This is a genomic window from Fibrobacter succinogenes subsp. succinogenes S85, from assembly GCF_000146505.1.
Lineage (GTDB): Bacteria > Fibrobacterota > Fibrobacteria > Fibrobacterales > Fibrobacteraceae > Fibrobacter > Fibrobacter succinogenes.
Window position 1 is genome coordinate 172,398 of sequence record NC_017448.1, and the last position, 22,828, is coordinate 195,225.

19 protein-coding genes, 1 tRNA gene and 1 riboswitch are annotated in these 22,828 nt (G+C 48.7%); of the genes, 11 read left to right on the top strand and 9 right to left on the bottom strand.

Annotation, left to right across the window (positions count from 1 at the left end; all coding sequences use genetic code 11):
- Positions 1-152 precede the first annotated feature (152 nt).
- On the bottom strand, positions 153-1,037 hold the full coding sequence (locus FSU_RS00730) for an OmpA family protein (protein WP_015732448.1): 885 nt from the start codon (positions 1,035-1,037) through the stop codon (positions 153-155).
- A 12-nt stretch (positions 1,038-1,049) separates the two neighbouring features.
- Positions 1,050-1,433, bottom strand: a complete 384-nt coding sequence (locus FSU_RS00735; protein ID WP_015732449.1) for a hypothetical protein — start codon at positions 1,431-1,433, stop codon at positions 1,050-1,052.
- 143 nt (positions 1,434-1,576) lie between these two features.
- Here FSU_RS00735 and FSU_RS15805 point away from each other — a divergent pair, with 143 nt between their 5' ends.
- Positions 1,577-2,701, top strand: a complete 1,125-nt coding sequence (locus FSU_RS15805) for an RICIN domain-containing protein (protein ID WP_015732450.1) — start codon at positions 1,577-1,579, stop codon at positions 2,699-2,701.
- A 105-nt stretch (positions 2,702-2,806) separates the two neighbouring features.
- On the opposite strand, the gene FSU_RS00745 is transcribed toward FSU_RS15805, so the two are convergent.
- The 5 genes from FSU_RS00745 to FSU_RS15810 all read right to left on the bottom strand — a co-directional run bounded on the left by FSU_RS00745 (position 2,807) and on the right by FSU_RS15810 (position 8,233).
- Positions 2,807-3,121, bottom strand: coding sequence for a hypothetical protein (locus tag FSU_RS00745; RefSeq protein ID WP_015732451.1), 315 nt, complete (start codon positions 3,119-3,121; stop codon positions 2,807-2,809).
- A gap of 23 nt (positions 3,122-3,144) precedes the next feature.
- Positions 3,145-3,229, bottom strand: a tRNA-Ser gene (locus tag FSU_RS00750).
- 135 nt (positions 3,230-3,364) lie between these two features.
- Positions 3,365-5,059 (bottom strand): M3 family oligoendopeptidase, encoded by a 1,695-nt coding sequence (locus FSU_RS00755; protein WP_014545004.1) that lies wholly within the window; start codon positions 5,057-5,059, stop codon positions 3,365-3,367.
- 6 nt (positions 5,060-5,065) lie between these two features.
- The gene (locus FSU_RS00760) at positions 5,066-5,743 is read right to left on the bottom strand and encodes a hypothetical protein (RefSeq protein WP_014545005.1); all 678 of its coding nucleotides are present in this window, start codon (positions 5,741-5,743) and stop codon (positions 5,066-5,068) included.
- Positions 5,744-5,800: 57 nt separating this feature from the next.
- Entirely contained in the window at positions 5,801-8,233 is a 2,433-nt protein-coding gene (locus tag FSU_RS15810) for a response regulator (protein WP_081441055.1), read from the bottom strand.
- 358 nt (positions 8,234-8,591) lie between these two features.
- Here FSU_RS15810 and FSU_RS00770 point away from each other — a divergent pair, with 358 nt between their 5' ends.
- The 3 genes from FSU_RS00770 (at position 8,592) to FSU_RS00780 (ending at position 12,745) form a co-directional block, all read left to right on the top strand.
- Positions 8,592-9,188 carry a PadR family transcriptional regulator gene (locus FSU_RS00770; RefSeq protein WP_014545006.1) on the top strand — a complete coding sequence of 199 codons (597 nt, stop codon included), beginning with the start codon at positions 8,592-8,594 and terminating at the stop codon, positions 9,186-9,188.
- 241 nt (positions 9,189-9,429) lie between these two features.
- Positions 9,430-11,958: a glycoside hydrolase family 94 protein gene (locus FSU_RS00775; protein WP_014545007.1), complete on the top strand. Its 2,529-nt coding sequence runs from the start codon at positions 9,430-9,432 to the stop codon at positions 11,956-11,958.
- A 124-nt stretch (positions 11,959-12,082) separates the two neighbouring features.
- Positions 12,083-12,745, top strand: coding sequence for a hypothetical protein (locus FSU_RS00780; protein ID WP_015732453.1), 663 nt, complete (start codon positions 12,083-12,085; stop codon positions 12,743-12,745).
- 12 nt (positions 12,746-12,757) lie between these two features.
- Here FSU_RS00780 and FSU_RS00785 read toward each other — a convergent pair whose 3' ends face one another.
- Together FSU_RS00785 and FSU_RS00790 are read right to left on the bottom strand one after the other, a co-directional pair.
- Positions 12,758-14,050, bottom strand: coding sequence for a PAS domain-containing protein (locus FSU_RS00785; RefSeq protein ID WP_014545009.1), 1,293 nt, complete (start codon positions 14,048-14,050; stop codon positions 12,758-12,760).
- A 158-nt stretch (positions 14,051-14,208) separates the two neighbouring features.
- Entirely contained in the window at positions 14,209-15,903 is a 1,695-nt protein-coding gene (locus tag FSU_RS00790) for a proline--tRNA ligase (protein ID WP_014545010.1), read from the bottom strand.
- 58 nt (positions 15,904-15,961) lie between these two features.
- Here FSU_RS00790 and FSU_RS00795 point away from each other — a divergent pair, with 58 nt between their 5' ends.
- From FSU_RS00795 to FSU_RS00825, 7 genes are all read left to right on the top strand, one after another.
- The gene (locus tag FSU_RS00795; protein WP_015732454.1) at positions 15,962-17,080 is read left to right on the top strand and encodes a DUF2914 domain-containing protein; all 1,119 of its coding nucleotides are present in this window, start codon (positions 15,962-15,964) and stop codon (positions 17,078-17,080) included.
- 74 nt (positions 17,081-17,154) lie between these two features.
- The gene (locus FSU_RS00800) at positions 17,155-18,474 is read left to right on the top strand and encodes an FKBP-type peptidyl-prolyl cis-trans isomerase N-terminal domain-containing protein (protein WP_014545012.1); all 1,320 of its coding nucleotides are present in this window, start codon (positions 17,155-17,157) and stop codon (positions 18,472-18,474) included.
- A gap of 165 nt (positions 18,475-18,639) precedes the next feature.
- Entirely contained in the window at positions 18,640-20,541 is a 1,902-nt protein-coding gene (gene mnmG / locus FSU_RS00805) for a tRNA uridine-5-carboxymethylaminomethyl(34) synthesis enzyme MnmG (RefSeq protein ID WP_014545013.1), read from the top strand.
- Between the two features lie 132 nt (positions 20,542-20,673).
- Positions 20,674-20,982: a hypothetical protein gene (locus tag FSU_RS00810; protein WP_014545014.1), complete on the top strand. Its 309-nt coding sequence runs from the start codon at positions 20,674-20,676 to the stop codon at positions 20,980-20,982.
- Positions 20,983-21,096: 114 nt separating this feature from the next.
- Positions 21,097-21,200, top strand: a riboswitch (TPP riboswitch).
- A complete protein-coding gene (gene thiS / locus FSU_RS00815; protein ID WP_014545015.1) occupies positions 21,191-21,397 on the top strand; it encodes a sulfur carrier protein ThiS in 207 nt (68 codons plus the stop codon). (Overlaps the previous riboswitch by 10 nt.)
- Positions 21,397-22,041 carry a thiamine biosynthesis protein ThiF gene (gene thiF, locus FSU_RS00820; protein WP_014545016.1) on the top strand — a complete coding sequence of 215 codons (645 nt, stop codon included), beginning with the start codon at positions 21,397-21,399 and terminating at the stop codon, positions 22,039-22,041. Before thiS ends, thiF begins: the two co-directional genes overlap by 1 nt.
- Before the next feature lie 16 nt (positions 22,042-22,057).
- Positions 22,058-22,828 (top strand): thiazole synthase, encoded by a 771-nt coding sequence (locus FSU_RS00825; RefSeq protein ID WP_015732455.1) that lies wholly within the window; start codon positions 22,058-22,060, stop codon positions 22,826-22,828.

A 22,828-nucleotide genomic window follows, 5' to 3' on the forward strand; every position in this document is an offset into this window, starting at 1 on the left:
ACTTGCGCCGCCGGTTTAAAAGTTACGTGCCTTAATTTAGAAAAATCAGGCCTAATTAAAAGTTCTTTTTTGAAAAAAAACTCAATATTTTAGGCTAAAAAGAGACCCCGACCTAAGGCCGGGGCGACTCCTGTATTATTCGGTTTACCGAACTACTTCACTTTCTGTGTACGGTCTGTGATCACGAGGTCCACGCGGCGGTTCTTTTGGCGACCTTCCTTGGTGGAGTTGTCCGCAATCGGCATGGTCATGCCAAGGCCCTTAGCGGTGAGGCGGGTTTCTGCGATACCCTGTTCCACGAGGAATTTCATCACGTTTTCAGCACGCTGCTGAGAAAGCGTCATGTTGAATTCTTCGGAACCGGTGTTGTCGGTGTTTCCTTCAATGGACACGTCAAACTGCTGGTAAACGGAGAGGATACCGGCAATCTTAGCAAGGCTTGTCATGAGGTCGGTCTTCAAGGTGGCACGGCCCACGTCAAACAAAATGTCGGACATCGAGAGGATGATACCGCGAGCGTCCTTTGTCACCTGGATCATCTGGGACTGGAGGGCGTTTAACTTGTCCATAGCTTCGTTCTTGCTGGCTTCGAGCTTGTCCTTCTGGGCCTTGATGGCCTGTTTTTCGGCTTCGAGGTCAGAGACCTTACCGCTACGGGCTTCACCAATCTGTTCCTGGATAGCTTCGATAGTGCGATTTGTGGCGGCACGCTTTTCCCAGTTCTCGGCAATGTGATTCTGGATAGCCTGGGTTTCGCCCTGGAGCTTTGCAATTTCTGCATACTTTTTGCAGTTTTCCAAGAATGTCGGAATCAGCTTGGATTCATCGTCATCCGCATAAATCGTTTCAAGAGCATTGAGCGTGCCATAGCCTTCGGCAAGCGTAAGCTTTGCGGCGTAAGCGTTGGACGGCAAATTGGTCTTGGCGTTGTCGAGAGCGAGTCGGCACTGGTCAACTGGGGTGACGGTGGGGGCGTCCGCTGCAAAGCTAATGGAAGCGGCGAGGGCGCCGAGAGTCAAAATCTTAATCGTCTTCATCTTTGCGGCTCCTTACTTCTTGGTTTCCTTTTCGAGAATGCTCTGGTACAGGACCTTGCGTTCTTCGTCGGCACGGAGAGATTCTTCGAGTTTCTTGTCTTCGTTTTTAGCCTTTTCGTTTTCGGATTTGGCTATGGCGAGTCGCATTTCAAGTTCGCTCTGTTCTGCAAGCGCCTGGGCTTCTTCGATTTTTCCGTCTTCTTTCAGGGCTTTAGCTGCGACAAGCTTGGAATACGAGTTCGATGTCATGCTTGCATCGAGCTTGTTTTCGTTGACGAGTGAGCGCGTTGCATCGGCTTGTCCAAGGGAACGGTTGATTCCGCTCTGGCTTCCTGAGCAACCGGTAAGGGCCGCGAGGGCGAGCGTTAAAGAACATGCGAATATTTTAGCCTTCATCGGGGCTTCTCCTATGATTGATATTCCGCGCTAAAATTACATTCTGGTTTATTAAAAAGTTCTTGCATCCGCAAAAAAACTTTTTTTACTTGCTTATGTATATGGAATAGTGTAGATTAAAATTGTGTATAGGAAGGTTTTTTATGAATCTTTTTCTAAAAAAATCAAGTTTTATAGGAATTTTTTCCTTCCTGCTTCCGTTGTCTAGCGCTTTTGCCGGCAACGTTGAATACCATTTGAATAAATCTGCCAATCCGACTCAAGATGAACTCGAAGCTTATGCGCTAATCGAAGCCGCAATGGATTCGGCGGTTTATTTGTACAATAAGTATTCTGACCTTTCTAAACATATCGAAGTTTATTATAGCACGGGCGTTCCCACAGCCGAGGCTAGCAGTAATGGAGACCTGCGTTTTGGCAAGGATCGCAATTATATGTACGTAGGCACCGCTATGCACGAAATGGCGCATACCATGGGCATGGGTACGACATCAGAGTACAAGGCTATGATAGATGGGGGCGTTTTCAAGGGCGAAAAGGCTCAAAAGCTCATCAAGGAAATTGATGGGCCGGATGCTGTACTCAAAGGCGACAGCCAGCATTTTTGGCCGTATGGCATCAATTACAAGAGTGAAGTCCATTCCGAACAGGATTTGATCAATCACGTGAAAATCGTGAACGCGATGTATCAGGACATTTTCAAGGAAGCGTTCTACATGCAGGGGAGGGTAAAATCTCTTTCTGAAAAAAAGTGCATGGGAATTACTTCTTCGAATACGCTTGAACTTATGGACTGTGCCGATACGGCGACTTTTGTCAAAATCTATTCAATGGGCGATAAACCGGTGACGTATCGTTTTCAGCTCGGGAACCGTGTAATCGATATCCCGAATGAATCCACTGCGGCTGGTATTAAGGCTTCAACGTACGGCTATAATGGCGGAGCGCACCAAAAGTACCAACTTGAAGATGCTGGGGTAAACACTCCGAACGCATTTCTTCTCAGAAACTACAAGAGTGGGCTTTATCTGCAAGCTGTCGGGAAAGATGTTGTGCAGAATCCAATGCCTTCGCGCTCCGATGATTTCATCTGGAAAATTGAAGAACAACGTGCTGATTCTGCGGACAAGCCTGTATCCATTTCAAAGCGCCGAGTTCCAAACAAGAATTTGGAAGAATCAATGCCAGAACGTTTGTTTGACGCTCTCGGGCGAGCCGCCGGCAAGATCCGTCGCGGTGTAACGTCGAAACTTTTGAAAAGCAAATAATTAAAATTTCACAGGATACTTCGTGGCTATTCGCCACTCAGTATGACGATGAAGCAAAAAAAAGACCGCTCATAAGCGGTCTCTTTTGAATTCTGTTTTTCGAGATTAGAATGCGTCTGTTGCTGCTTCACTTGCTTCTGCAACAGCTTCTGCAGTCGGAGCAACTTCTGCAACGGATGCCTTTACGGCATCTGCAGTCACATCATTTGCGCCCTTTTCCACCATCGTAAGCTTATGTTCCTTAAAACGGTTCATAGCAATCGTCGTCGGCTTTTGAGAAAGCTGAATGTAACCCGACTTGGCTTGATTGTTAATGAAGCGGGCTTCATGAGCCATCATGACAACGGCGCGGAAAACCGAGCCCTGGCATTCTTCACTAGCATAGATATCGTCAAGATAAACTCTTTGAGATTCAGCCATTAGGTACCTCGAAAAATTTTTAGAAGAGGGAGAGGGATTCGAACCCTCGTTACCGTAAGGTAAACACGCTTTCCAAGCGTGCGCCTTCAACCACTCGGCCATCCCTCCGTTAGGATGACCTCCATTGAGGAGGTGCGCCAATAATAACTTTTATTTTTTCGTTTGTCAAGGGTTTTGGGCTAAAAAATCAAAAAAAGTGAAATTTTTTAGGGATTTTAAGATTTTTTAGCCGCAAATATAGCCCTACAACTTGCTCAGCTCATCCCATACAACTTGCATCAAGGGTTCCAACGTTTTCGGTGTGAAATCGAACTTGATGTTTGCTGTTGCGAAGAGCTCTGGGATCGGACGGCTGCTGCCCAGGCTTTCGGCCTTGAACAAGTCGTCGATTGCCTTCTGCGGGTCCTTCTTGAAGTTTGCCCAGACCTGCAAAGCGCCAATCTGTGCGATGCCGTATTCAATATAGTAGAACGGGCATTCGAAGAGATGGAGCTGCTTTTGCCACAGGTTTCGGCGAACAGCTTCAAGTCCGGAGTAGTCCACCCCGGCATCGTAGCGATCCATGATTTCGCTCCAGATATCGCTTCTATCTTCGGCGGTATGTTCCGGGAAGTTGTACAGACGATGCTGGAAACTGTCGATACTTGCAACCCACGGGAATAGCCAAATCACGTCGGCGAGTTCGCCTTCGGTGCTACGGACTATCGCTTCATGGTCGTCGCCGTAGAACGGCTTCAGGTTCGACATGCCGATGAGTTCCATGCTCATGCTTGCGACTTCTGCAAATTCAGCAGGAACATCGCGGTATGCGAAAATCGGCTGGTTTGCGAGTGCAAACTGATGGAACGAATGACCGGATTCATGCAACAGCGTGTAAATGTCGCGGTCCGTATTCGCGGAGTTCATGAAAATGAAGGGGAGGCGGCTTTCGTCAAAACCGATTTGGTATCCGCCTGGAGCCTTGCCTAGTCTGGAATCCGGATCGATAAGCTTTTTCGCCTGCATTTCACGAGCCCACTTGCCGGCTTGTGAATGAATGCTTTCAAAAATGGAATCGACTTTTTCAATAAGTTCATCGCCGCTCTGGTACGGCTTGAGTGGCGGCCTGCTCAGCGGGTCGACATCCAAGTCCCACGGGCGTAAACGTTCGAGTCCCATTTTCTTGGCGCGACGCTTGTACATTTCCTTCTGCAACGGGAGTACAAACTTTTCGATGCTTTCGTGGAAAGCTTCGCAGTCAGCCGGAGTGTAGTCGAAACGGTGCTTTGCGAGGAAGATATAGTCAATGAAATCCTTGCAGTTTGCGTTCTTGGCAATCTGCTTACGGATTTCAAACAACTTATCGTAAGACTTGTCTAACGCTTCTTTGTCCTGGAGACGGCGGTTCCACATGGCTTTCCAGGCGCGTTCGCGAAGGTCTCGGTCGGTCTTTTCCATGTAGGCAGCGAGCTGCTGCATGGTCTTGACTTCGCCATCGAACTCAACGCTCATGCCACCGGTGATTTTCTGGTAGGCCTGAATCGCTTTATTCTCTTCGGTTTCAAGCGGAATGTTATCGGGGGAGAACAAGTCAAGAGAAACTTGCACGCCCTTAAGCCATTCACCGAATTCGCCCTTGAGTGCGTCCTTGGACGGGTGCGCCATCAGCTTCCGGTTCAGCTTGTCGTCGTATTCGATCATGAGTGGCTGAATATTTTCGACAAAGTCTGAATAAGCTTTGGCTGCTTTCTCGTCGCGGGTATCGCACGTCATAGCGACATAGCGTCGTGAACTCACTTCGCCAAGAACCGATTCCAGTTCGCTCCAATCTAGAATCCATTGACGGAGCTTTTCGACGTTTACAGGAATATCGCGCTGCAAAAGAGCGCGATATAGTTTAGAGATTTCTTTTTCGTCATCCGGATTTAAATTCTCCGGAACAAAGTTGCGTTTTTTCATGTGTTATTATTTAATAATTTTTCCGAGCCATTTGTTCACGAGAAGATCAAACAATCTGTCGCGGACGAGGTTCTGGAGCTTTTCGACATCTTCGGGCTTCACGTCTCTCTTGATTTCGAAGTCCTGAGAAACCGGTTCTCCACCTTCGGTAAGGGATACGTCAATAAAGCCAGCAATGCCGTAGTACGTGATTTGGTTAATCTTAAAGACGTTTGCGTCCAACGGGAATGCGGCGTTGAAGTGCAAGTCGTTGTCGCCCGGAGCAAGTCTGATGGTGTCCTTCAGCGTCAGAGGTACTGTGACGAGCGTATCAAACTTGATTTCGATCTGGAGCTTGTTGATCCACAAGGTATCCTTGCCGGTGTTGTTGGCGTTCAAGTAAACGTCAAAGTTTGCATTACCGAGGTTCTTGTTGATGATGTTCTGGGACAAGTCCTTGACCAACATAACGGCCTTCGGGTTCGGCAAGAAACCGTCCATTCCGTTATTCACGAGTTCCATAACGTCATCATAGACATCAACGTTATCGAAGGTGAGGTCCTTGTACTCCATTTTTGTCTCGATGAGGACTTTAGCTGCCTGAAGTTTTTTGATGAACGAGCAGCCGGTGAATGTCGTTGCCACAAGTGCGAATGCACCCGCAACAGCGAACGATAAAGCGAAGCGTGAGAATTTGGTTTTCATATTTATCTCCTTGTCTTTGTTCTTTATTATAATAAATTTATTTCCCCTTGTTCGGTTTTATCTGAAATTCGTCAGCGTTTGTATAAGCTTTTGGACGTCTATCGGTTTTGCCAAATGGCCGTTCATACCTGCAGCAAGGGCGTTTTTCTTGTCTTCTTCAAAAGCGTTCGCAGTCATTGCGATAATTGGAACTTTGGACTTTTGCGGGTCTTCCAGTTTACGGATGGCCTTGGTCGCGTCATATCCGTTCATTCGGGGCATCTGCACGTCCATCAAAATGAGATTGTAAGCCCCAGGGGGAGCCCTGCGCACTTTGTCGACTGCGATATCTCCGTCATTTGCTGTATCGACCACTAGACCGTTTTCTGTCAGGATTTCTTCGGCAATTTCGCGGTTCATTTCGTTGTCTTCGACGAGTAGCACCTTCATGTCCTTGAGCGGAATGGTTGTAACCGTTTTCTGCTCCGCAGTCTCGGGGCTGAGGTCCTTGCACCACTTCATCGGGATACTGACGGCAATCTTTGTCCCTTGCCCTTTCTTCGAGTCAATTTTGATAGTGCCGTTCATGATGTCCGTGAGCTTTTTCACGATTGTCATGCCAAGACCTGTGCCTTGGATGCGGCTTACCGTAGTGGAGCTTTCTCGTGTAAATTCATCGTAAATGTGTTCTATAAAGTCTGAGCTCATGCCGATGCCGGAATCTTCAACGACAAGTGTGTACATTCCGTAACCTTCACGGTCGCATTTTTCCTCTTCAAGCGTACACATGATTGAGCCGTTTTCGTTCGTGTACTTGATAGCGTTTCCGATAATGTTTGCTGCAATTTGGTTGATACGGTCGCTATCGATGAGGACCATCTTGTGCTCGAGGTTGGTAATTGTCGCTGTGAACAGGATCCCTTTAGTTTCGGCATGTGAACCATATGTTGTTGACAACGCCTTGATGACGTTTTCAAGATTGCATTTCTGTTCGCTCAGGATGATTTTCCCGGATTCAATGCGGGACATTTCAAGAACCTGGTTCACAAGTGATAAAAGCTGTTTCCCGGCAATGTCAATTTTATCTAGGTATTTCTTGATTGTTTCTTTTTCTTCGATGTGCTTTTTGGCCATCGCAGTAAAGCCCATGACTGCATTCATCGGTGTTCGGATATCGTGCGACATGTTGAACAGGAATGTCGTCTTGGCGTTGCTTGCTTCGCGTGCGGCGTTCAATGCCTGAGAAAGCTTGCGGTTGGCTTCAATTTCTTTAGATTTTTCTGAGGTAATGTTTCTAAATAAAATAATTCCTTTGTAGACAACATCTTTCTTGACTTCAACGGGAATATAAACCATAGTGATGTATTCTTTTTTCCCATTGGGTTTTGTGCTACAGAATACAACACTTGGAATATAGTTGAGGACCTTGCGTTCCTTGATGGTGACGTTGAAGAAAGTCCTAAAATCATCACCGTTCTGCATGTCGTCGTTGTATTGGATAAAACCTTCTACGAGATTATCAAGTTGCCCAGTCTTAGGGAACGGCATTGGCTTAATAGACAGGTCTTCGAAGGTGCCGTTTTCGGCGTCAACGTAAATCATGGCCCTTGCGATTGCATTTTCAGCCTTGGCGATGTAGTTTGCAAGCCTGTTCTGACGTGCTTCGTTGCGCCTAATCAGGAGCTGCACAATCATCAGGTAGATGATGTAGCCTGCAAATATGAGGATAAGCAAGGCCTGTAACATTCGGCCAGCTTGAATGCCCATAGAATAGAGGCTTCTAGACGCTTCTGTCGGAAAGTTTGAATAAACGCTCAGTGGAACTGTACGTAGTGGTGCGATGTAGCCTTGAATCTCATCGGTGTTCCCGTTGAACTTGTAGCTGGACGGGGTTCTAGTTGCATAAGCGCGGATAATGTTGTTTCTGTTTTCTTCGTCAAATTTTGAGGTGTACAGGAATTTTCTGAAATTGTCTTTGGAAAGTCCTTGAATTGAAGTTTGTTGCATTTTCATGGATTCAAGGGCGATAAGGCTTTTGCCTTCTGTATTTACGATTCCGGCAGATGCGTGTGCGCCGTAGACTTTGTAGTCTAGGAACCTCTTGATTGAATTTTCGTCAAACGAGGTAGAGAGGATGCCGACAATTTTTCCTTGAATGTAGACGGGGGCGTAGAACAAAATGTACGCCATGGACGTATTTGTGGGCATCATGACGAATATGCCGCTATTGCCTTTTATGCCGTCGGTGAAATACCACTTGTTGCCGGAATAGACCTTTTCTCCGGTTGTTTTTAAAGTCATTCCGCTGGAATCAGTAAAGTTCAAGTGGTCAAACTGGATCATCTTTTCTAATTCTGCCAGGAAAACAGAGTTCATTTGGCCGTCTCGGATATCGTTGGAGCTGAGTTTGGCGAGGGCTTCGACCGATTTGAGCGAGTTCGAGAAAATATCGTCCAGCTTGTTTGCCATGGCTAGGGTTATATCTTTGATATAGTCCCTGTTTCGAGCCATGACGGCAGCCTTGTCTTCGGCTTGGAACGCAGCGAAGGCTTGAATGACTAAATAGACAACAAGTATAAGGGGAGCGAACCTTATAACCGAATGCTTTAATCTTTTTTCCTTATGTTTGTATTTTGTAAAAAACTGCACGATGCTCCCCAATTATCCATTATCTATAAAAAATATAAACTATATAAATCCAAATAATTATGGTGTTTTTGCGAAAAAAATGGAAAAATGAAAATAAGTGACAAATTTCAAAATTTTTCCGAATTTTTACATCATGTTGTTTCTTTTCCGCGAAAAAAATGTAATTTTCTTGTTAGTCAATTATTCCAAATTGGAATACTAGCAAAATCAAGGAATTTAAATGAACCGTTACGATCTTGTATTGCTCGGCCTCATTCTGGAACATGAACGCAGTGGGTACGATATAATCACGGAAATTCGTGATCGTGAACTCGACCGCTGGGCGAAGATTAGCACATCGACCGTTTATAACAGACTGATAACGCTCGAAAAGAACGAGTGCATCGTCGGTCATTCGGAACGCGACGGAAACCGCCCGGAACGCATGGTGTTCAACATCACGGACAAGGGTAGGGAAGTGCTGCGCAAGGAAGTCCTCAAGCATTTGACCGGATTCAACGACGATCCGCGTACGCTTGGTTTTGCTTTCCTTTACGGTGCCGAAAACAAGGAAGTTATCCGCACGCTCGAAGTACATGAACGTAGACTGGTTCAGGAAATCGAAAATCTTGAAAAGATGATTGCCGAAGAACCGCGCCCGACGCTTTACCCGGAGGGACCGTTCCTTAACTGCATGAGCCGTGACCACATCTTGGTGGAACTCAAGTACGTGCGTGCCGCTATCGGCATTTTGCGCGACCCGGTCCGCAGCAAGAAACTCGGCGGATACTTCTATATCAATTTCGGTAACCGCGATTTCGAAAAGTTTGATGAGTAGAGTTTAGACGAAAGAACGGGCTTACGCCCTACAGACTAGAGACGAAAGAGAAAAAATGGCGCTTCGCGCTAGTAAAAACATTGGTTAAATGAATTACTTTCTCTCGTCTCTCGTCTCTCAGCTCTCGTCTAATTTCTAAATTTACCCCGCAAAAGTTTTAACGGTTTCTGATAGGGTTCCTAACCACTAATCACCAACCACGAATCACTTTTTACAACACCCCCTCTCTAACGGAGATACAATGGCTACAAAAACAGTGAAGAAGAGCGCTGCAAAGAAGGCCCCGGCAAAGAAGACCGCTAAGGTCGCTGCCCCGAAGTATGGCTACTTTGATGACGCTGCAAAAGAATACGTGCTCACCACCCCGGCTACCCCGATCAAGTGGTGCAACTACGTCGGTACTCTCAACTTCGGCGGTATCGTCGATACGACCGGCGGCACTCTCGTTTGCAAAGGCGACCCGGCTCTCAACCGTATCACCAAGTACATTGCACAGATGCCGTGCTCTGACTTCAAGGCCAGCACTATCTACATCCGTATCAAGGATGGCAAGAACTACAAGATTTTCTCCCCGTTCTACGTTCCGACTCTCGTCAAGCTCGACAAGTGGGAATGCCACGTGGGTCTTTCCTACATGCGCTGGATTGCCGAAGTTTACGGCCTCCGCGTTCAGGTCACGATTTTCGTCCCGACGGGCTCCAACACTCTCCTCCAGGACATCCAGGTGACGAACATCGCCGGTGGTTCTAAGGAAGTGGACATTATCCCGGTTTATGAATTCAGCCACTTCGAAGCTGAAAAGCAGCTCACGAACGCTGACTGGGTTCCGCAGACCATGACCCTCAAGGGCCACTGGGAAAAGGATGGCCACGTCGTTTTGGAACAGTACGCTTACATGAAGCGCGACTACGCCGTGAACTACGTTACTGCTGACTGCAAGGTTGGTTCCTTCGATGGTGACCGCCGCGTATTCCTCGGCCAGAACGAAATGGGTTCCTGGGCAAATCCGCTCAGCCTCCAGAACAAGGAACTTGCTAATAGCGAATGCGACCGTGGCGACAACATTGCCGCTCTCATGATCCACGCTGGCAAGATCGCTGCCAAGAAGACTTTCCGTACCTGCACCCAGCTCGGTCAGGAACAGAGCCTCAAGGTTGCTGCCAAGGCTATCAAGAAGTACCGCGATCTCAAGAACGTGGACAAGGCTTTCGAAGAACTCGCAAAGTTCTGGGAAAACTACCTCTCCACGATCCAGGTCAAGACCCCGGATGCTTCCTTCAACACGATGGTGAACGTACACAACCCGCGTCAGTGCCACACCACCAAGAACTGGAGCCGCTACCTGTCCCTCTATCAGTTGGGCTACGGCACCAGCCGCGGTATCGGTTACCGTGACTCTACTCAGGATCTCATGGGCGTCATGAGCCACATGCCTGAAGAAGCTCTCGTTCTCACCAAGAACCTCATCTCCGTGCAGCGTCCGGAAGGTAACGCTATGCACCAGTACGCTCCGCTCGCCCTTGCTGAAGACACGGGTAACGAAGCTAACGCCGGTGACTCCCGCGAAAAGGCTGGCGTTCTCGACGCTAATGGCAATCCGGCATACGCTGACTGGTATGGCGATGACCACCTCTGGATCGTCCTCACTGTCGCTACTTACCTCAAGGAAACTGGCAAGATGGACCTCCTCAACGAAGAAATTCCGTTCTACGTTGCAGGCAAGAAGCATGCTGAACGTCCGACAGGCACTGTCCTCGAACACTTGAAGCGCGCTCTCAAGTTCACTCGCGAACACCTTGGTCAGCACAACCTTCCGCTCCTCGGCTTTGCCGACTGGAACGACTGCATGAACCTCCCGCTCGGTGCAGAATCTACGTTCAACACTGCTTTGTACGCAAAGGCTTTGCTCGAAATGATGGGCATTGAAGAAGCTCTCGGCGACAAGGAAGCCGTTGAAATGTACAAGGGCTGGTACGAAGATGTCAAGAAGGCATTCAACGACAGCGCTTGGGATGGCAAGTGGTGGACTCGTTGGTTTGACAAGGACGGCAACGGCTACGGCGTTTCCTCTGCCAAGTACGGCAAGATTTACTGCAACGGCCAGTCCTGGCCGGTCATCGCTGGCATCGCTTTCGGCGACCGTGCAGTGCAGGGCATGGACAGCTTGAACAAGCTCCTCAACACCAAGTACGGCGTGAAGAGCTCTACTCCGGGTTACCGTGGCTTTGAACCGGCTGTCGGTGGCATTTCCACCTATCCTCCTGGAGCAAAGGAAAACGGCGGTATCTTCCTCCACACGAACCCGTGGGTGATGATCGCCGAAACGATCCTCGGCCGTGGCGACAACGCATTCCAGTACTACAACCAGATCAACCCGGCTTCCAAGAACGGCATCCTTGACGTGTTTGAATCTGAACCGTACTGCTATCCGCAGAACATCCTCGGTGACGAACACAAGCAGTTTGGTATGGGCCGTAACGCATGGCTCTCCGGTACTTCTACTTGGACATACCAGGCTGCAACGCAGTTCATCCTCGGTATCCGCGCAAGCTTCAACGGTCTCGTTGTTGATCCTTGCATCCCGAGCGCATGGGCTGGCTTCGAAGCTACCCGTAAGTTCCGCGGTGCTACCTACCAGATTACTGTGAAGAACCCGGATCACGTCTGCAAGGGCGTCGCAAAGATGGTTGTTGACGGTCAGGAAATCGATTCCAACGTCGCTCCGATCTTTACGAAGGGTATCCACAAGGTTGAGGTAACATTGGGTTAATAAAACCAATGTCATCCCGGACTCCGATCCGGGATCGCCTATGTAAATTTCAAAAGCGCCAGTCTCTCACGAGGCTGGTGTTTTTTATGTTGTAATCTTGAATAAATTGTTTATATTAAAATGCATGAAGATTAACTTGTTAAAACTTTTTTTGTGGGCTTTTGCCTTGCTTCTTTTGGTTGGCTGCTCGATGCGGCCGCTTTCTGCGAGCGCGTTTATGGAAGCCTACCAGAGCGTAAACGATTCCTCTAAGACTGTGGTTGGGGTATCGATTACGGGAATGCGGGGTGTTACTTCAAATTCGGAAGAGCCGAAAATGGACTCTATCGGTAATCACGTTTATGGAGTCAAGGATGAAGGCGTAATAGACATCTCTGTCCCGGTTTATCATTTTATAGATCATTTTGCTATTGGGGGTGGCTTTCAGTATTTCACGCCTTTTGTCTCGTTAGGTGTTGCTTTTGATCATTTTGGCGTGATGGGGTGGGGTACGGTTGCTGCAGGTGGTATAAGTGTGATGGAGCAAATTTCGCCAACGGAAGAATTGCATTTAGGCTTATTTCAGTTCGCCTCTCGCACATCGAGCTATGCTGGCTGCAAAGCCGTTGATGGAAATTGTGGCGAAGCTTTTGGTGTTGCAATTTATTATTTCGAGTTCGGTGGCGGCTCCTATTTTATGTATAAAACAGGCTTTAAGTGGCATTTGGGTGCCGAATTCAGATACAGCTACGACATCGACTACAAGGCAAATCGCTTTGCGTTTACCTTAAATCTTTTGGGGTTGTGATTTGGTTACGATTTATCCCGAGATTCGCATGTAGACGCACAGTACGCGGCTTACGGTATAGCCGGACTTGAGGAGCGATTTGAGCATCGGTACAACGTTGATTGTTGTAATCCAGTCACTATCGGCAAATTTGCCTTTCCAGCTTTTGGCTGAACCGTTGTCGAATACGTCCTTGATCATGGAATCGTAATAGGGGAGGTACTTGACTGAGATGACATCTTTCAAAGATTGATTCACGACTTCGTCCGTTTTGGCAAAGCCAGAATCTGTGGCGAAAGCGTTGTTGCATCCGAGAATGGTGAAGTTGCGGTCAACCCAGAAAATACCGATGTTCGGGAAATTGAAAAGTGAATTTATCAGAGATTCCTCAACACCGCTCTTCATGAGGAATGGAATTTCAGGCGATGTTTCGACGCGGCGTGCAGAACCAATCATGACAATTCGGTCTTCGTCATCGGGAGCGAGGTGTCCGCGGAAGTCGTACCACACGAGGTTCTTTTCGCTGTTCCAGCAACGAATCTTGAGTGTGCCGAAGCGGGCATCTTCGTTGGCAAGGCGGTTCAGCTGGCTTTGTTCATCAAGCAAATGTCCTTTGTCGTCGTAGGCTGCTTGTCCACCTGCTTTCATCATGCATTCGTTCATGACTCGTTCAAGCAGTTTGAAGTCGTCTTCGGGCATGAGCGTTTCAATGTTGGCGATACCCCCTGAACGCGGAACGTCTCTGTAGTCATCGTCCATCATGGGAGTTTGTAAAAAGAGCTGGCGGCTTTCAAAATCAAATTTCCAGAGGAAGTCACCGGTATTGCGAAGCAAAGATTTGAGCTTTGTTTCGGCTTCATCCAGGCGATGCTGGTTTTCAACGGTGTTTGAAATGTTTTTAATCAAGCAAATATAACGCGATTCGTCCATTGAAAGGCGTTGGTGTTGGCATCGCATTTCAAACCAAAGCATTGAGCCATCGTCTCGCTTGTACGAGAACATGAACGGCATTTCGGGGTGCTTGTCAATATCGTCAAAGTAGAGTTTGAGTCGAGCCCAGTCTTTGGGTGGCAAGATGTCGCGGAACAGGCGGTCTTTGCTTAAGTTGTCAAAGAGCGGGTCTGACATGAACTGCGGCATTGAACTGATGAATTCAAACTTGTCAGAAAGTACGACGATGAACTCACCGAGGTTGCCCGCAAAAAGCGTATAAAGCCGTTGCCTTTTCCAATAGTCGAGCAATAGCAAAATGGTGGCAATCAGCAAAAGCAAGAGCACGGTGCAGACATAGCACCAGCCCACAGACCAATCAATAGAGTTCATCATACATTTATAAGATAATCATTTTTTAGTAGGCAAAGCAATAGAGCAAAGAAAAAAGCCTGCTCGTAAGCAGGCTTGTAATTTAAAAGGTTATGCTTTGAAAAGGAGATTCCCGCGCGGTGTCGGGAATGGCATCCTTCCTACTGTCTACTTCCTACCGTCTACTCGGCAAAGTATTCCTTGGCCTTGGCGATAACGTCTTCGACCTTGACCATGGTGAACTGCTTTTCGTTGCGGAACTTCCATTCAACTTCGCCGTTTGCGAGGCCCTTCTTGCCGATGGCGATACGCACCGGAGAACCCCAGAGGTCAGCGTCCTTGAACTTCACGCCCGGACGTTCGTCGCGATCGTCGACGAGCACGTCGATGCCGGCAGCTTCGAGTTCCTTTTCGAACTTTTCTGCAAGTTCCATGAGTTCTGCTTCCTTGCCGATCGGTACGATTTCCACTTGGAACGGAGCGATGGACTTGGGCCAAATCGGTCCGAAGTCATCGTGGCTGTTTTCCACGACGGATGCCATCAAGCGGCCCACGCCGATGCCGTAGCAGCCCATAATGGCCGGAGCGGTCGTCTTTTCTGCGGTGAGGAACTTAGCGCCCATGGATTCAGAGAACTTGGTGCCGAGCTTGAAGATATTACCCATTTCGATGCCGCGTGTTTCGGTGAGGAGTTCACCGCAGCAGGGACACTTGCAGACTTCGGAAGCTTCTGCGATGTCCGCCACTTCGAACTTCGGGAAGTCGCGCTTCGGGTTGCAATGCTTGAAGTGGAAGCCTTCTTCGTTTGCGCCCGTGACGAGATCGAAGGAATCTGCGATGGCTTCGTCCACGATGATGCGCGTATCGTGAGAATTGATCGGGGATGCAAAGCCCGGAACCATGCCGCAAGATTTGATGAGGCTGTCTTCGGCCGGATAGAGTTCCTTGGCCTTCAAGAGGTTGTGGAGCTTGATTTCGGAAACGTCGAGGTTGCCCGGAACCACGACCGTGATGAGCTTGCCTTCGAAGTCGAAGAACACGCACTTGGCAGTAGATTCTGCCGGAACGTTCAGGAACTTGGTGATTTCTTCGATGCTTTCGCTGTTCGGCGTTGCAACCTTTTCGAGGGCTGCGTTCTCGTCGCCCTTGAACGGCACGCGCTGGAACTTCGCGATTTCGCGGTTGGCCTGGTAGCCGCACTTCTTGCAGAGAATCAAGTAGTCTTCACCGTTCGGAGTGTCGAGCATGAATTCGTGAGCGACCTTACCGCCCATGATCCCCGTATCACTCTGCACCACCACCGGTTCAATGCCCACGCGACGGTAGATGCGGAGGTAGGCGTCGTATTCTTCCTGGTAGTGACGGTCGAGGTCTTCCTGGCTGGTGTGGAAACTGTAAGCATCCTTCATCAAAAATTCGCGGACGCGGATAAGACCGCCGCGAGCACGAGCTTCGTCACGGTACTTGGTCTTGAACTGGTAGAGCATCACCGGGAGCTGCTTGTAGCTGTTGAGCACGTAGCGCACGAGGTCGGTCATGGCTTCTTCGTGCGTCATGGCGAGCACCATGTTGTGGTTGTTGCGGTCCTTGAAGCGGAGGAGTTCTTCGCCAATAGCCTGGTAACGGCCAGATTCGCTCCAAAGTTCAGCGGTCTGCACCACCGGCAAGTCCACTTCGATACCGCCAATCTTGTTCATTTCTTCGCGGATGATGTTTACGATCTTCTGGATGACGCGGTAACCGATCGGCATCATGGAATAGATACCGGTAGAAACAGGCTTGATATAGCCGCCGCGCATGAGGAAGATGTGGGAGGGCATGGTGGCATCGCTCGGCGTTTCGCGGAGCGTGACGTAAAAGTACTTGGAGAGTTTCATTGTTTTTGCCTTTTAAAATTTTACGGGCTAAATTTAGTTTTTTTTGTATTTTTCGGTCATGGAATTTTTAAACCATTTGCGGGAAAAAGCCGCAGTGAAAAAAATTGAAAAGTTCATCCCGGCGATTGCTTTTTTGGGCGGGTTCAGCTGGGATTCTATGACCATAGGACACAAAGTTTACGGAAGGGACTTAATCCTGTTGTCGTTCTATTATTTGATTGCTCTAGTCTCGATATTTTTCATTGCGACAAAAAGCGTTGTTAATGAAGATGATAAAACCGAAATTGAATCATCTTTTTTCAGCAGGATTTTAAATCACGAATGGCCTTCGTCTTGGATTGACCGATTGACCTGGGCTGTACAGTTTTGCTTTGGCAACCTTTATAGTGCGCTAGTTATTTGCTATTTCAAAAGCTCCGGATCCATTGCGTCTTTTACCATCGTTTTATTCCTAGTTGCGCTCCTTATCGGTAACGAATTTCTGAAACAGAAATATGAAAAGTTTGGAGTCAGCCTTGCGTTCTTTTGTCTGCTCGGAACGATGTTCTTCAATTTTTTAATCCCGCACTTGGCTCACGAGATGGGGGCTTTCTGGTTCTTTTTAAGCACAATCATTTCAGCGGGAATATGTTACTTACTTTGGTTTAAATCAGAGCGCCATAAGAGAACTCTTGTTGCGCCTATTTCCATAAGTGTCGTCTTATCCGTTGCGTATATTGTCAATTGGATTCCTCCGGTGCCACTAATTGTGAAACAACAAGTTGTGTGTAAAAATTTTGACAACGAAACATACTCGTGTGATGCGGATCGGCTCAATTTTTGGCAACGAAATGGATTCTCTAAGGCGACTATCCATAAAGACGAGGGTGACGAAGTTTATTTTATGTCCTCTGTTTATGGACCGGCAGAACTCAAGGCCCCTGTTGAATTCCGATGGTACTACGAGGAACCGTCCACAGGAAAGTTTAAATTGACGGACAAGATTTCGTCAAGCAGGATGGTCATTCGCGGTGGGCGAGATGCTGGCTATCGCAGCTATTCAAAAAAGAAAAATATCCCGACGGGGGATTATCGCGTAGAAACAGCATATAAAGATGGAGCTGTTATCGGCTCAACTTCGTTTAAAGTACTCGAAGGAATGCCTAAAAATGGTTTTGTCCGTGATTCCCTACGCTAAAAATATGTATATTAAGACGCAAAAATAGGAATGGGTGCATTCCTAAAGATTTTTTGACTTAGGAGTCTAAAAAAATGAAACTGAAAAAGATTGCTCTTGGTGCCGCTGCCCTTGCCCTTGTTGCTTGTGGCGAAGCCCAAAAACCGATTGCAAAAGCTGCCGCCATTACACCGGATTCCGCAGACGAACAGAAATTTGCGTACATGCTTGGCGCTCAGTTCGGTCTCCAGAACTTTTCGAATCTTCCTTGGCAGACTGGCTATGGTATTGATGAAGATGCTACTGTCCAGGCATTCCGCGATGCTATTGCTAGCTTGAACGATACGACTGCAAAGCTCCAGCTCCCGCAGGATACTCTCGCCGCTGTCAGCAGACGTATCCAGCAATCTATGCGTGAACGTTATTTCAAGACTCAGCCGGATTCTACTGCTAAGGATTTAACAGATGAACAGCGCCGCGCTCTTGTTGATTCGCTTCGCAAGGCTTTGCCGGTTGAAGCCGCTCCGGCTGTCAAGAACGAAAAGGTGACACTCCAGGCAAACGCATCTGAACAGCAGAAGTTCTCCTATGTTGTTGGTGCTCAATTCGGTAATCAGTTCTTCAGCATTGGTAACCAGTTCCAGACTCAATTTGATGGAGATTACTTTGTGCTCGGTCTCCGTGATGCTGGCAAGCGTGTTCGCGATACCACGTTCACAATGACTCTTCCGGATGATACTTTGAAGGCTGTCGGCGACCGCTTTATGGAAAAGTCGAAGCTGATTAACGAAGAAAGGATGAAGAAGGCTAAGGCTGAAGAAGAAAAGCTCAAGGCCGAAGTCGCTTCTCTCCGTGGCGATACGCTTGCAAACGGCATGCCGGCCAAGATGAATTTCAAGGTGAAGGCATCCGGCATTACGGTGAAGAGCGAAGACTTGAGCGATTTTGCAGGTAAGCCGCTCCTCATGTTCTACTTCTCTGCAACTTGCGGTCACTGCGCACACGCTGCTCCGCAGATTCTTGAAATCGCAAAGGAATTTGCTCAGAAGGGCCTCACAACAGTTTCTATCGCTAGCGGTGGAAACAACAAGCCGGGCATTCGCCGCTTTATTGACGACGCCAAGTTTGACGAAACGATTAGCGTTGTTTGGGACGAATCCCGTCAGTTCGGTGAACTCTACAGCGATGGCTACGTTCCGAAGGTCTACCTCGTGAATCCGAACGGCACTTACAAGCAGTATGCCGCCTTTGAAAAGGAAAAGGAAGACTTGAAGAAGGAAATCGCTGAACTCCTCAACGGCAAGAACGTTGAATGGAAGATTGAAGTCAAGAAGCCCGAAGCTGATTCCGCCAAGGCTCCTGAAGTAAAGCAGGATGCCAAGAAGGATACCAAGTCCGCTAAGGCCAAGAAGTAAGCCAAATTTTCTTGTGCAGGCCATTGAGCCTTCATTGCCTTTGAACGCATCTCGTAACGCGGGGTGCGTTCTTTTTTGTAGTGCGTTTTTATATAGCCGAAAACCCCATAAATTTCTAAATTGCGGAAAAAATCGCATATCGTCTGAATCGCAAAAGAAAAGTCTATGATTATCGCAGAATTTGATGTTGTCGTCGTCGGTGGCGGTCACGCCGGTATTGAAGCCACGCATGCCGCATGGAAGATCGGTGTCAAAACCGCCATGCTTACGATGGATTTGAACGCAATTGGCAGAATGTCATGCAACCCGGCTGTTGGTGGCGTTGCTAAAGGTCAAATTGTTCGCGATATCGATGCTCTCGGTGGCCTTATGGGGCTTTTGACCGACAAAGCGGGCATCCAGTTCCGCATGCTCAACATGAGCAAGGGACCCGCCGTTTGGGGACCGCGTGCGCAGTGCGATATGAAGTATTACAGCGAAGTCGCCCGCGAGACGATGGAAAGCTTGCCAGGACTCACGCTGATTCAAGGCGAACTTGCTTCATTTGAACGTATGAACGACGGTCGTTTGGAACTGATTCTTTTGAATGGCGACCGCTACATTACGCGTGCGATTGTGGTGACGAGCGGAACCTTCCTTGCCTCCAAGATGTTCACCGGGCTTGAAACGAGCATTGGTGGGCGAGTGGGCGAGCCGAGTGCAGACAAACTTTCGGAATGCCTTGCAAAAAATGGCATCCGCTTGCGCCGCCTAAAAACAGGCACGCCAAGCCGCTTGGATCCAGATTCTATTGACTTTAACGAATGCGACGTGCAGCACGGCGACGAGCATCCGTGGCCGATGAGCGACCGCCATTTTGACGGAGCAACGCCTGATAAGTTCTGGGGTGACCAGATTAACAAGTTTATCCGCAATGATTGCGTCTGCTGGATTACGCGCACGAACATCAAGACGCACGATATTCTGCGCAGTGGCTTTAAGGATAGCCCGATGTTCAGCGGCCGTATCCACGGCAAAGGCCCGCGCTACTGCCCGAGTATTGAAGATAAAATCAACCGTTTTGGCGACCGCGACGGACACCAGCTATTCCTCGAACCGGAACAGGCTGACATCGGACGTGTGTACATCAACGGTTTCAGCTCAAGCCTGCCGGCAGACATCCAGCTTGCCGCCATCCACACGATTCCGGGCCTTACCCGCGCAAAAGTGCTCCAGATCGGTTACGCTGTGGAATACGATTCAGTTGATGCAACGCAGCTTTACCCGACGTTTGAATGCAAAAATGTTCCGGGACTCTACTTTGCTGGTCAGGTCTGCGGCACAAGCGGTTATGAAGAAGCCGCTGGTCAGGGCCTTATGGCAGGCATCAACGCTGCGCTCAAGGTCAAAGGCGAAGAACCGTTCATTCTTGGACGCTCCGAAAGCTATCTCGGCGTGATGGTCGATGACCTTGTGAATATTTTGCTCGACGAACCGTACCGCATGTTTACAAGCCGTGCCGAATACCGTCTGTTCCTCCGCAGTGACAATGCCGAAATGCGCCTCAAGGAAAAGGCTCGCAAAATCGGCATGATCAGCGACCGCGATTGGGAAGACTGGACTCGCCGCCGCGACCTTATGGCAAGTCTCAAAACTCAATTTACGGAAACGTCTGCCACGCCGGAAGAAGCGAATACGATTCTTGAAGCGGGTGGTCAGGCTCTTGCCTCCGAACGCACCCGCTGGATCAACGTGCTTCGCCGTCCGGGAATTGATCCCGAAACATTCTTCAAGGTAGCCGCGCCAGACGCTAATATCACACGCCGCGACCAGTGGTACATGTATGCCGAAGAACTCTATGCTGGTTTTTTCGACCGCCAGGAACGCGAAATTGACGACCAGAAGAAGATGGAAAAGGTCAAGCTCTCGCCGGACTTCGATTACATGTCCATTACGGCCATCAGCATTGAAAGCCGCCAGCGCCTCAACGCCCACAAGCCGCTTACGCTTGGGCAGGCAAGCCGCGTGCCTGGAGTGCGCCCCGCAGACATCACCGTCCTCGCGCATTGGCTGGATTCTAGAACTTAGAGCTTAGTTTCATTTCTAAGTTCTAAGAGCGAAGCGGTCTAAGTTCTACCAACTACTAGGCCACTTGCTTTTTCCCGATTTTTTACTATCTTTGCGCCCGTCAACTTAAACAATTTTCCAAGAGGTATATATATGGCAGAAGAAGCAGAAGTCAAATCCACAGAAGAAGTTAAGCCTCAGGAAACAAAATCCCAAGAAAAATCTCAAGTAAAGAAGGCTCCGTCCAAGAAAAAGCGCCCGTTCAACGGCAAGCGCAAGGGTGGTGCTCCTGCTGCTGCAAAGAAGCCGGCTGTCTTTAGTGATTCCCTGGAAGATCGTTTCCCCAACCTTGCTGCAAAGCTCAAGAAGTCCATCGAAGATGGTATCAAGCAGAAGATCAAGGACGCTCAGAACGATCCGAAGGTCAAGGCCGCCTCTAAGAAATTTGCTAAGGACAAGTAATCTTACTTCTCAAAATCTTTTGAAAATGCTCCGCGCAGCGGGGCATTTTTGCTTTTATAAAAAGCGCGGCAAAGCCTCAAGTTAGTTGCCAAATACCCCTTCAATAGTTAACTTTATCATGTCTACGGGAGCTCGTAAAACGGGCTGAGAGGAAGTTGAAAACTTCGACCGAACCTGATTTGGATAATGCCAACGTAGGGAGGTTCCATTGAACTCAAATCCAGTCAAAATCAACGGTGAAAACGTCGCGGCAGCAGGCATGACCATTGCCGAATATTTGGCGTCCGCAAATTACGATACAAAACGCATCGCCGTTGAGCGCAATTTGGAAATCGTCCCCAAATCAAAGTATGCTGAGGTCGTCCTCGAAGCGGGGGATGTCGTCGAAGTTGTGAACTTTGTTGGAGGCGGGTGATGGAAAGCGTTCGAATCCCGAGCAGGGAAGAGTTCCGACGCGCACTCGTACAAAAGCAAGGCGAAGAAATTGTTCAAAAATTGGAACAGGCCACAGTTGCCATCTGTGGTGTAGGTGGACTCGGCTCAAACGTCGCCATCAATCTCGCTCGCGCGGGCATCAAGAAGCTCATTCTCGTGGATTTTGACCGTGTTGACGTGACGAACTTGCAACGCCAGCAGTACAAGGCATCTCAGGTTGGAGAGCCTAAAGCGTTTGCGCTCGTCGAAAATTTGAAAGAAATAGCACCGTACACAGAGTTTGAAGCGTACGACGAAAAAATCACGGAAGAAAACATCGACAAGTTCGTGGCTAACGCTGATGTTGTCTGTGAAGCGTTCGACAATCCCGAAGCAAAATCAATGCTTGTAAACGCCGTGCTTGAAAAGTATCCGCAAAAGTATCTCGTGGCAGCCTCTGGAATGGCAGGCACGGACGATGCGAATTCCATCAAGACGCGTAAGATTTCAAAACATTTTTACCTCTGTGGCGATGGCAAGAGCGACGTGACTCAAGGACTTGCGCTCCTCGCTCCACGCGTGCAGATTTGCGCAGCGCATGAGGCGCTCACGATTATCCGGATTATTGCCGGTCTAGAAGTTTAACATAAAGGACATGCAAATGAATTCTGACAAACTTGTTATTGGCGGTCATGAATTTGATTCTCGTTTTATTCTCGGTTCTGGAAAGTATTCCCTCAAGCTCATTGAAGCTGCGGTCAAGGATGCAGGCGCTCAAATTGTAACGCTTGCCGTTCGCCGTGCAAACACGAAGGAACACGAAAACATCCTTGACTACATTCCGAAAAATGTTACGCTTTTGCCGAATACGTCGGGCGCCCGCAATGCCGAAGAAGCAGTCCGCATCGCAAGACTCTCCCGTGAACTTGGTTGCGGTGACTTTGTGAAAATCGAAATCATGCGCGATACCAAGTACTTGCTCCCGGACAATGCCGAAACGATCAAGGCCACCGAAACGCTTGCAAAGGAAGGCTTTGTGGTGATGCCTTACATGTACCCGGATTTGAACGTGGCTCGCGACCTCGTGAATGCCGGTGCCGCCGCCGTGATGCCGCTTGCATCACCGATTGGTTCGAACAAGGGGCTTTGCACGAGAGACTTTATCCAGATTTTAATTGACGAAATTGAACTCCCGATTATCGTGGATGCTGGCATCGGTAAACCGTCCGAAGCTTGCGCCGCCATGGAAATGGGCGCTGCTGCTATTATGGCGAACACCGCTCTTGCAACAGCGGGCGACATTACGCAGATGGCATCAGCATTCAAGCTCGCCATTGAAGCGGGCCGCAAGGCTTACCTCGCCGGGCTTGGCCGAGTGCTTTCCCGTGGTGCATCAGCATCCGATCCGCTCACAGGATTCTTGAGGGATTAA

Bases quoted from the DNA above. Each gene is read 5' to 3' on its own strand.
- FSU_RS00730 (WP_015732448.1), bottom strand. From the start codon at position 1,037: ATGAAGACGATTAAGATTTTGACTCTCGGCGCCCTCGCCGCTTCCATT.
- FSU_RS00735 (WP_015732449.1), bottom strand. From the start codon at position 1,433: ATGAAGGCTAAAATATTCGCATGTTCTTTAACGCTCGCCCTCGCGGCC.
- FSU_RS15805 (WP_015732450.1), top strand. From the start codon at position 1,577: ATGAATCTTTTTCTAAAAAAATCAAGTTTTATAGGAATTTTTTCCTTC.
- FSU_RS00745 (WP_015732451.1), bottom strand. From the start codon at position 3,121: ATGGCTGAATCTCAAAGAGTTTATCTTGACGATATCTATGCTAGTGAA.
- FSU_RS00755 (WP_014545004.1), bottom strand. From the start codon at position 5,059: ATGAAAAAACGCAACTTTGTTCCGGAGAATTTAAATCCGGATGACGAA.
- FSU_RS00760 (WP_014545005.1), bottom strand. From the start codon at position 5,743: ATGAAAACCAAATTCTCACGCTTCGCTTTATCGTTCGCTGTTGCGGGT.
- FSU_RS15810 (WP_081441055.1), bottom strand. From the start codon at position 8,233: ATGGCTCGAAACAGGGACTATATCAAAGATATAACCCTAGCCATGGCA.
- FSU_RS00770 (WP_014545006.1), top strand. From the start codon at position 8,592: ATGAACCGTTACGATCTTGTATTGCTCGGCCTCATTCTGGAACATGAA.
- FSU_RS00775 (WP_014545007.1), top strand. From the start codon at position 9,430: ATGGCTACAAAAACAGTGAAGAAGAGCGCTGCAAAGAAGGCCCCGGCA.
- FSU_RS00780 (WP_015732453.1), top strand. From the start codon at position 12,083: ATGAAGATTAACTTGTTAAAACTTTTTTTGTGGGCTTTTGCCTTGCTT.
- FSU_RS00785 (WP_014545009.1), bottom strand. From the start codon at position 14,050: ATGATGAACTCTATTGATTGGTCTGTGGGCTGGTGCTATGTCTGCACC.
- FSU_RS00790 (WP_014545010.1), bottom strand. From the start codon at position 15,903: ATGAAACTCTCCAAGTACTTTTACGTCACGCTCCGCGAAACGCCGAGC.
- FSU_RS00795 (WP_015732454.1), top strand. From the start codon at position 15,962: ATGGAATTTTTAAACCATTTGCGGGAAAAAGCCGCAGTGAAAAAAATT.
- FSU_RS00800 (WP_014545012.1), top strand. From the start codon at position 17,155: ATGAAACTGAAAAAGATTGCTCTTGGTGCCGCTGCCCTTGCCCTTGTT.
- mnmG (WP_014545013.1), top strand. From the start codon at position 18,640: ATGATTATCGCAGAATTTGATGTTGTCGTCGTCGGTGGCGGTCACGCC.
- FSU_RS00810 (WP_014545014.1), top strand. From the start codon at position 20,674: ATGGCAGAAGAAGCAGAAGTCAAATCCACAGAAGAAGTTAAGCCTCAG.
- thiF (WP_014545016.1), top strand. From the start codon at position 21,397: ATGGAAAGCGTTCGAATCCCGAGCAGGGAAGAGTTCCGACGCGCACTC.
- FSU_RS00825 (WP_015732455.1), top strand. From the start codon at position 22,058: ATGAATTCTGACAAACTTGTTATTGGCGGTCATGAATTTGATTCTCGT.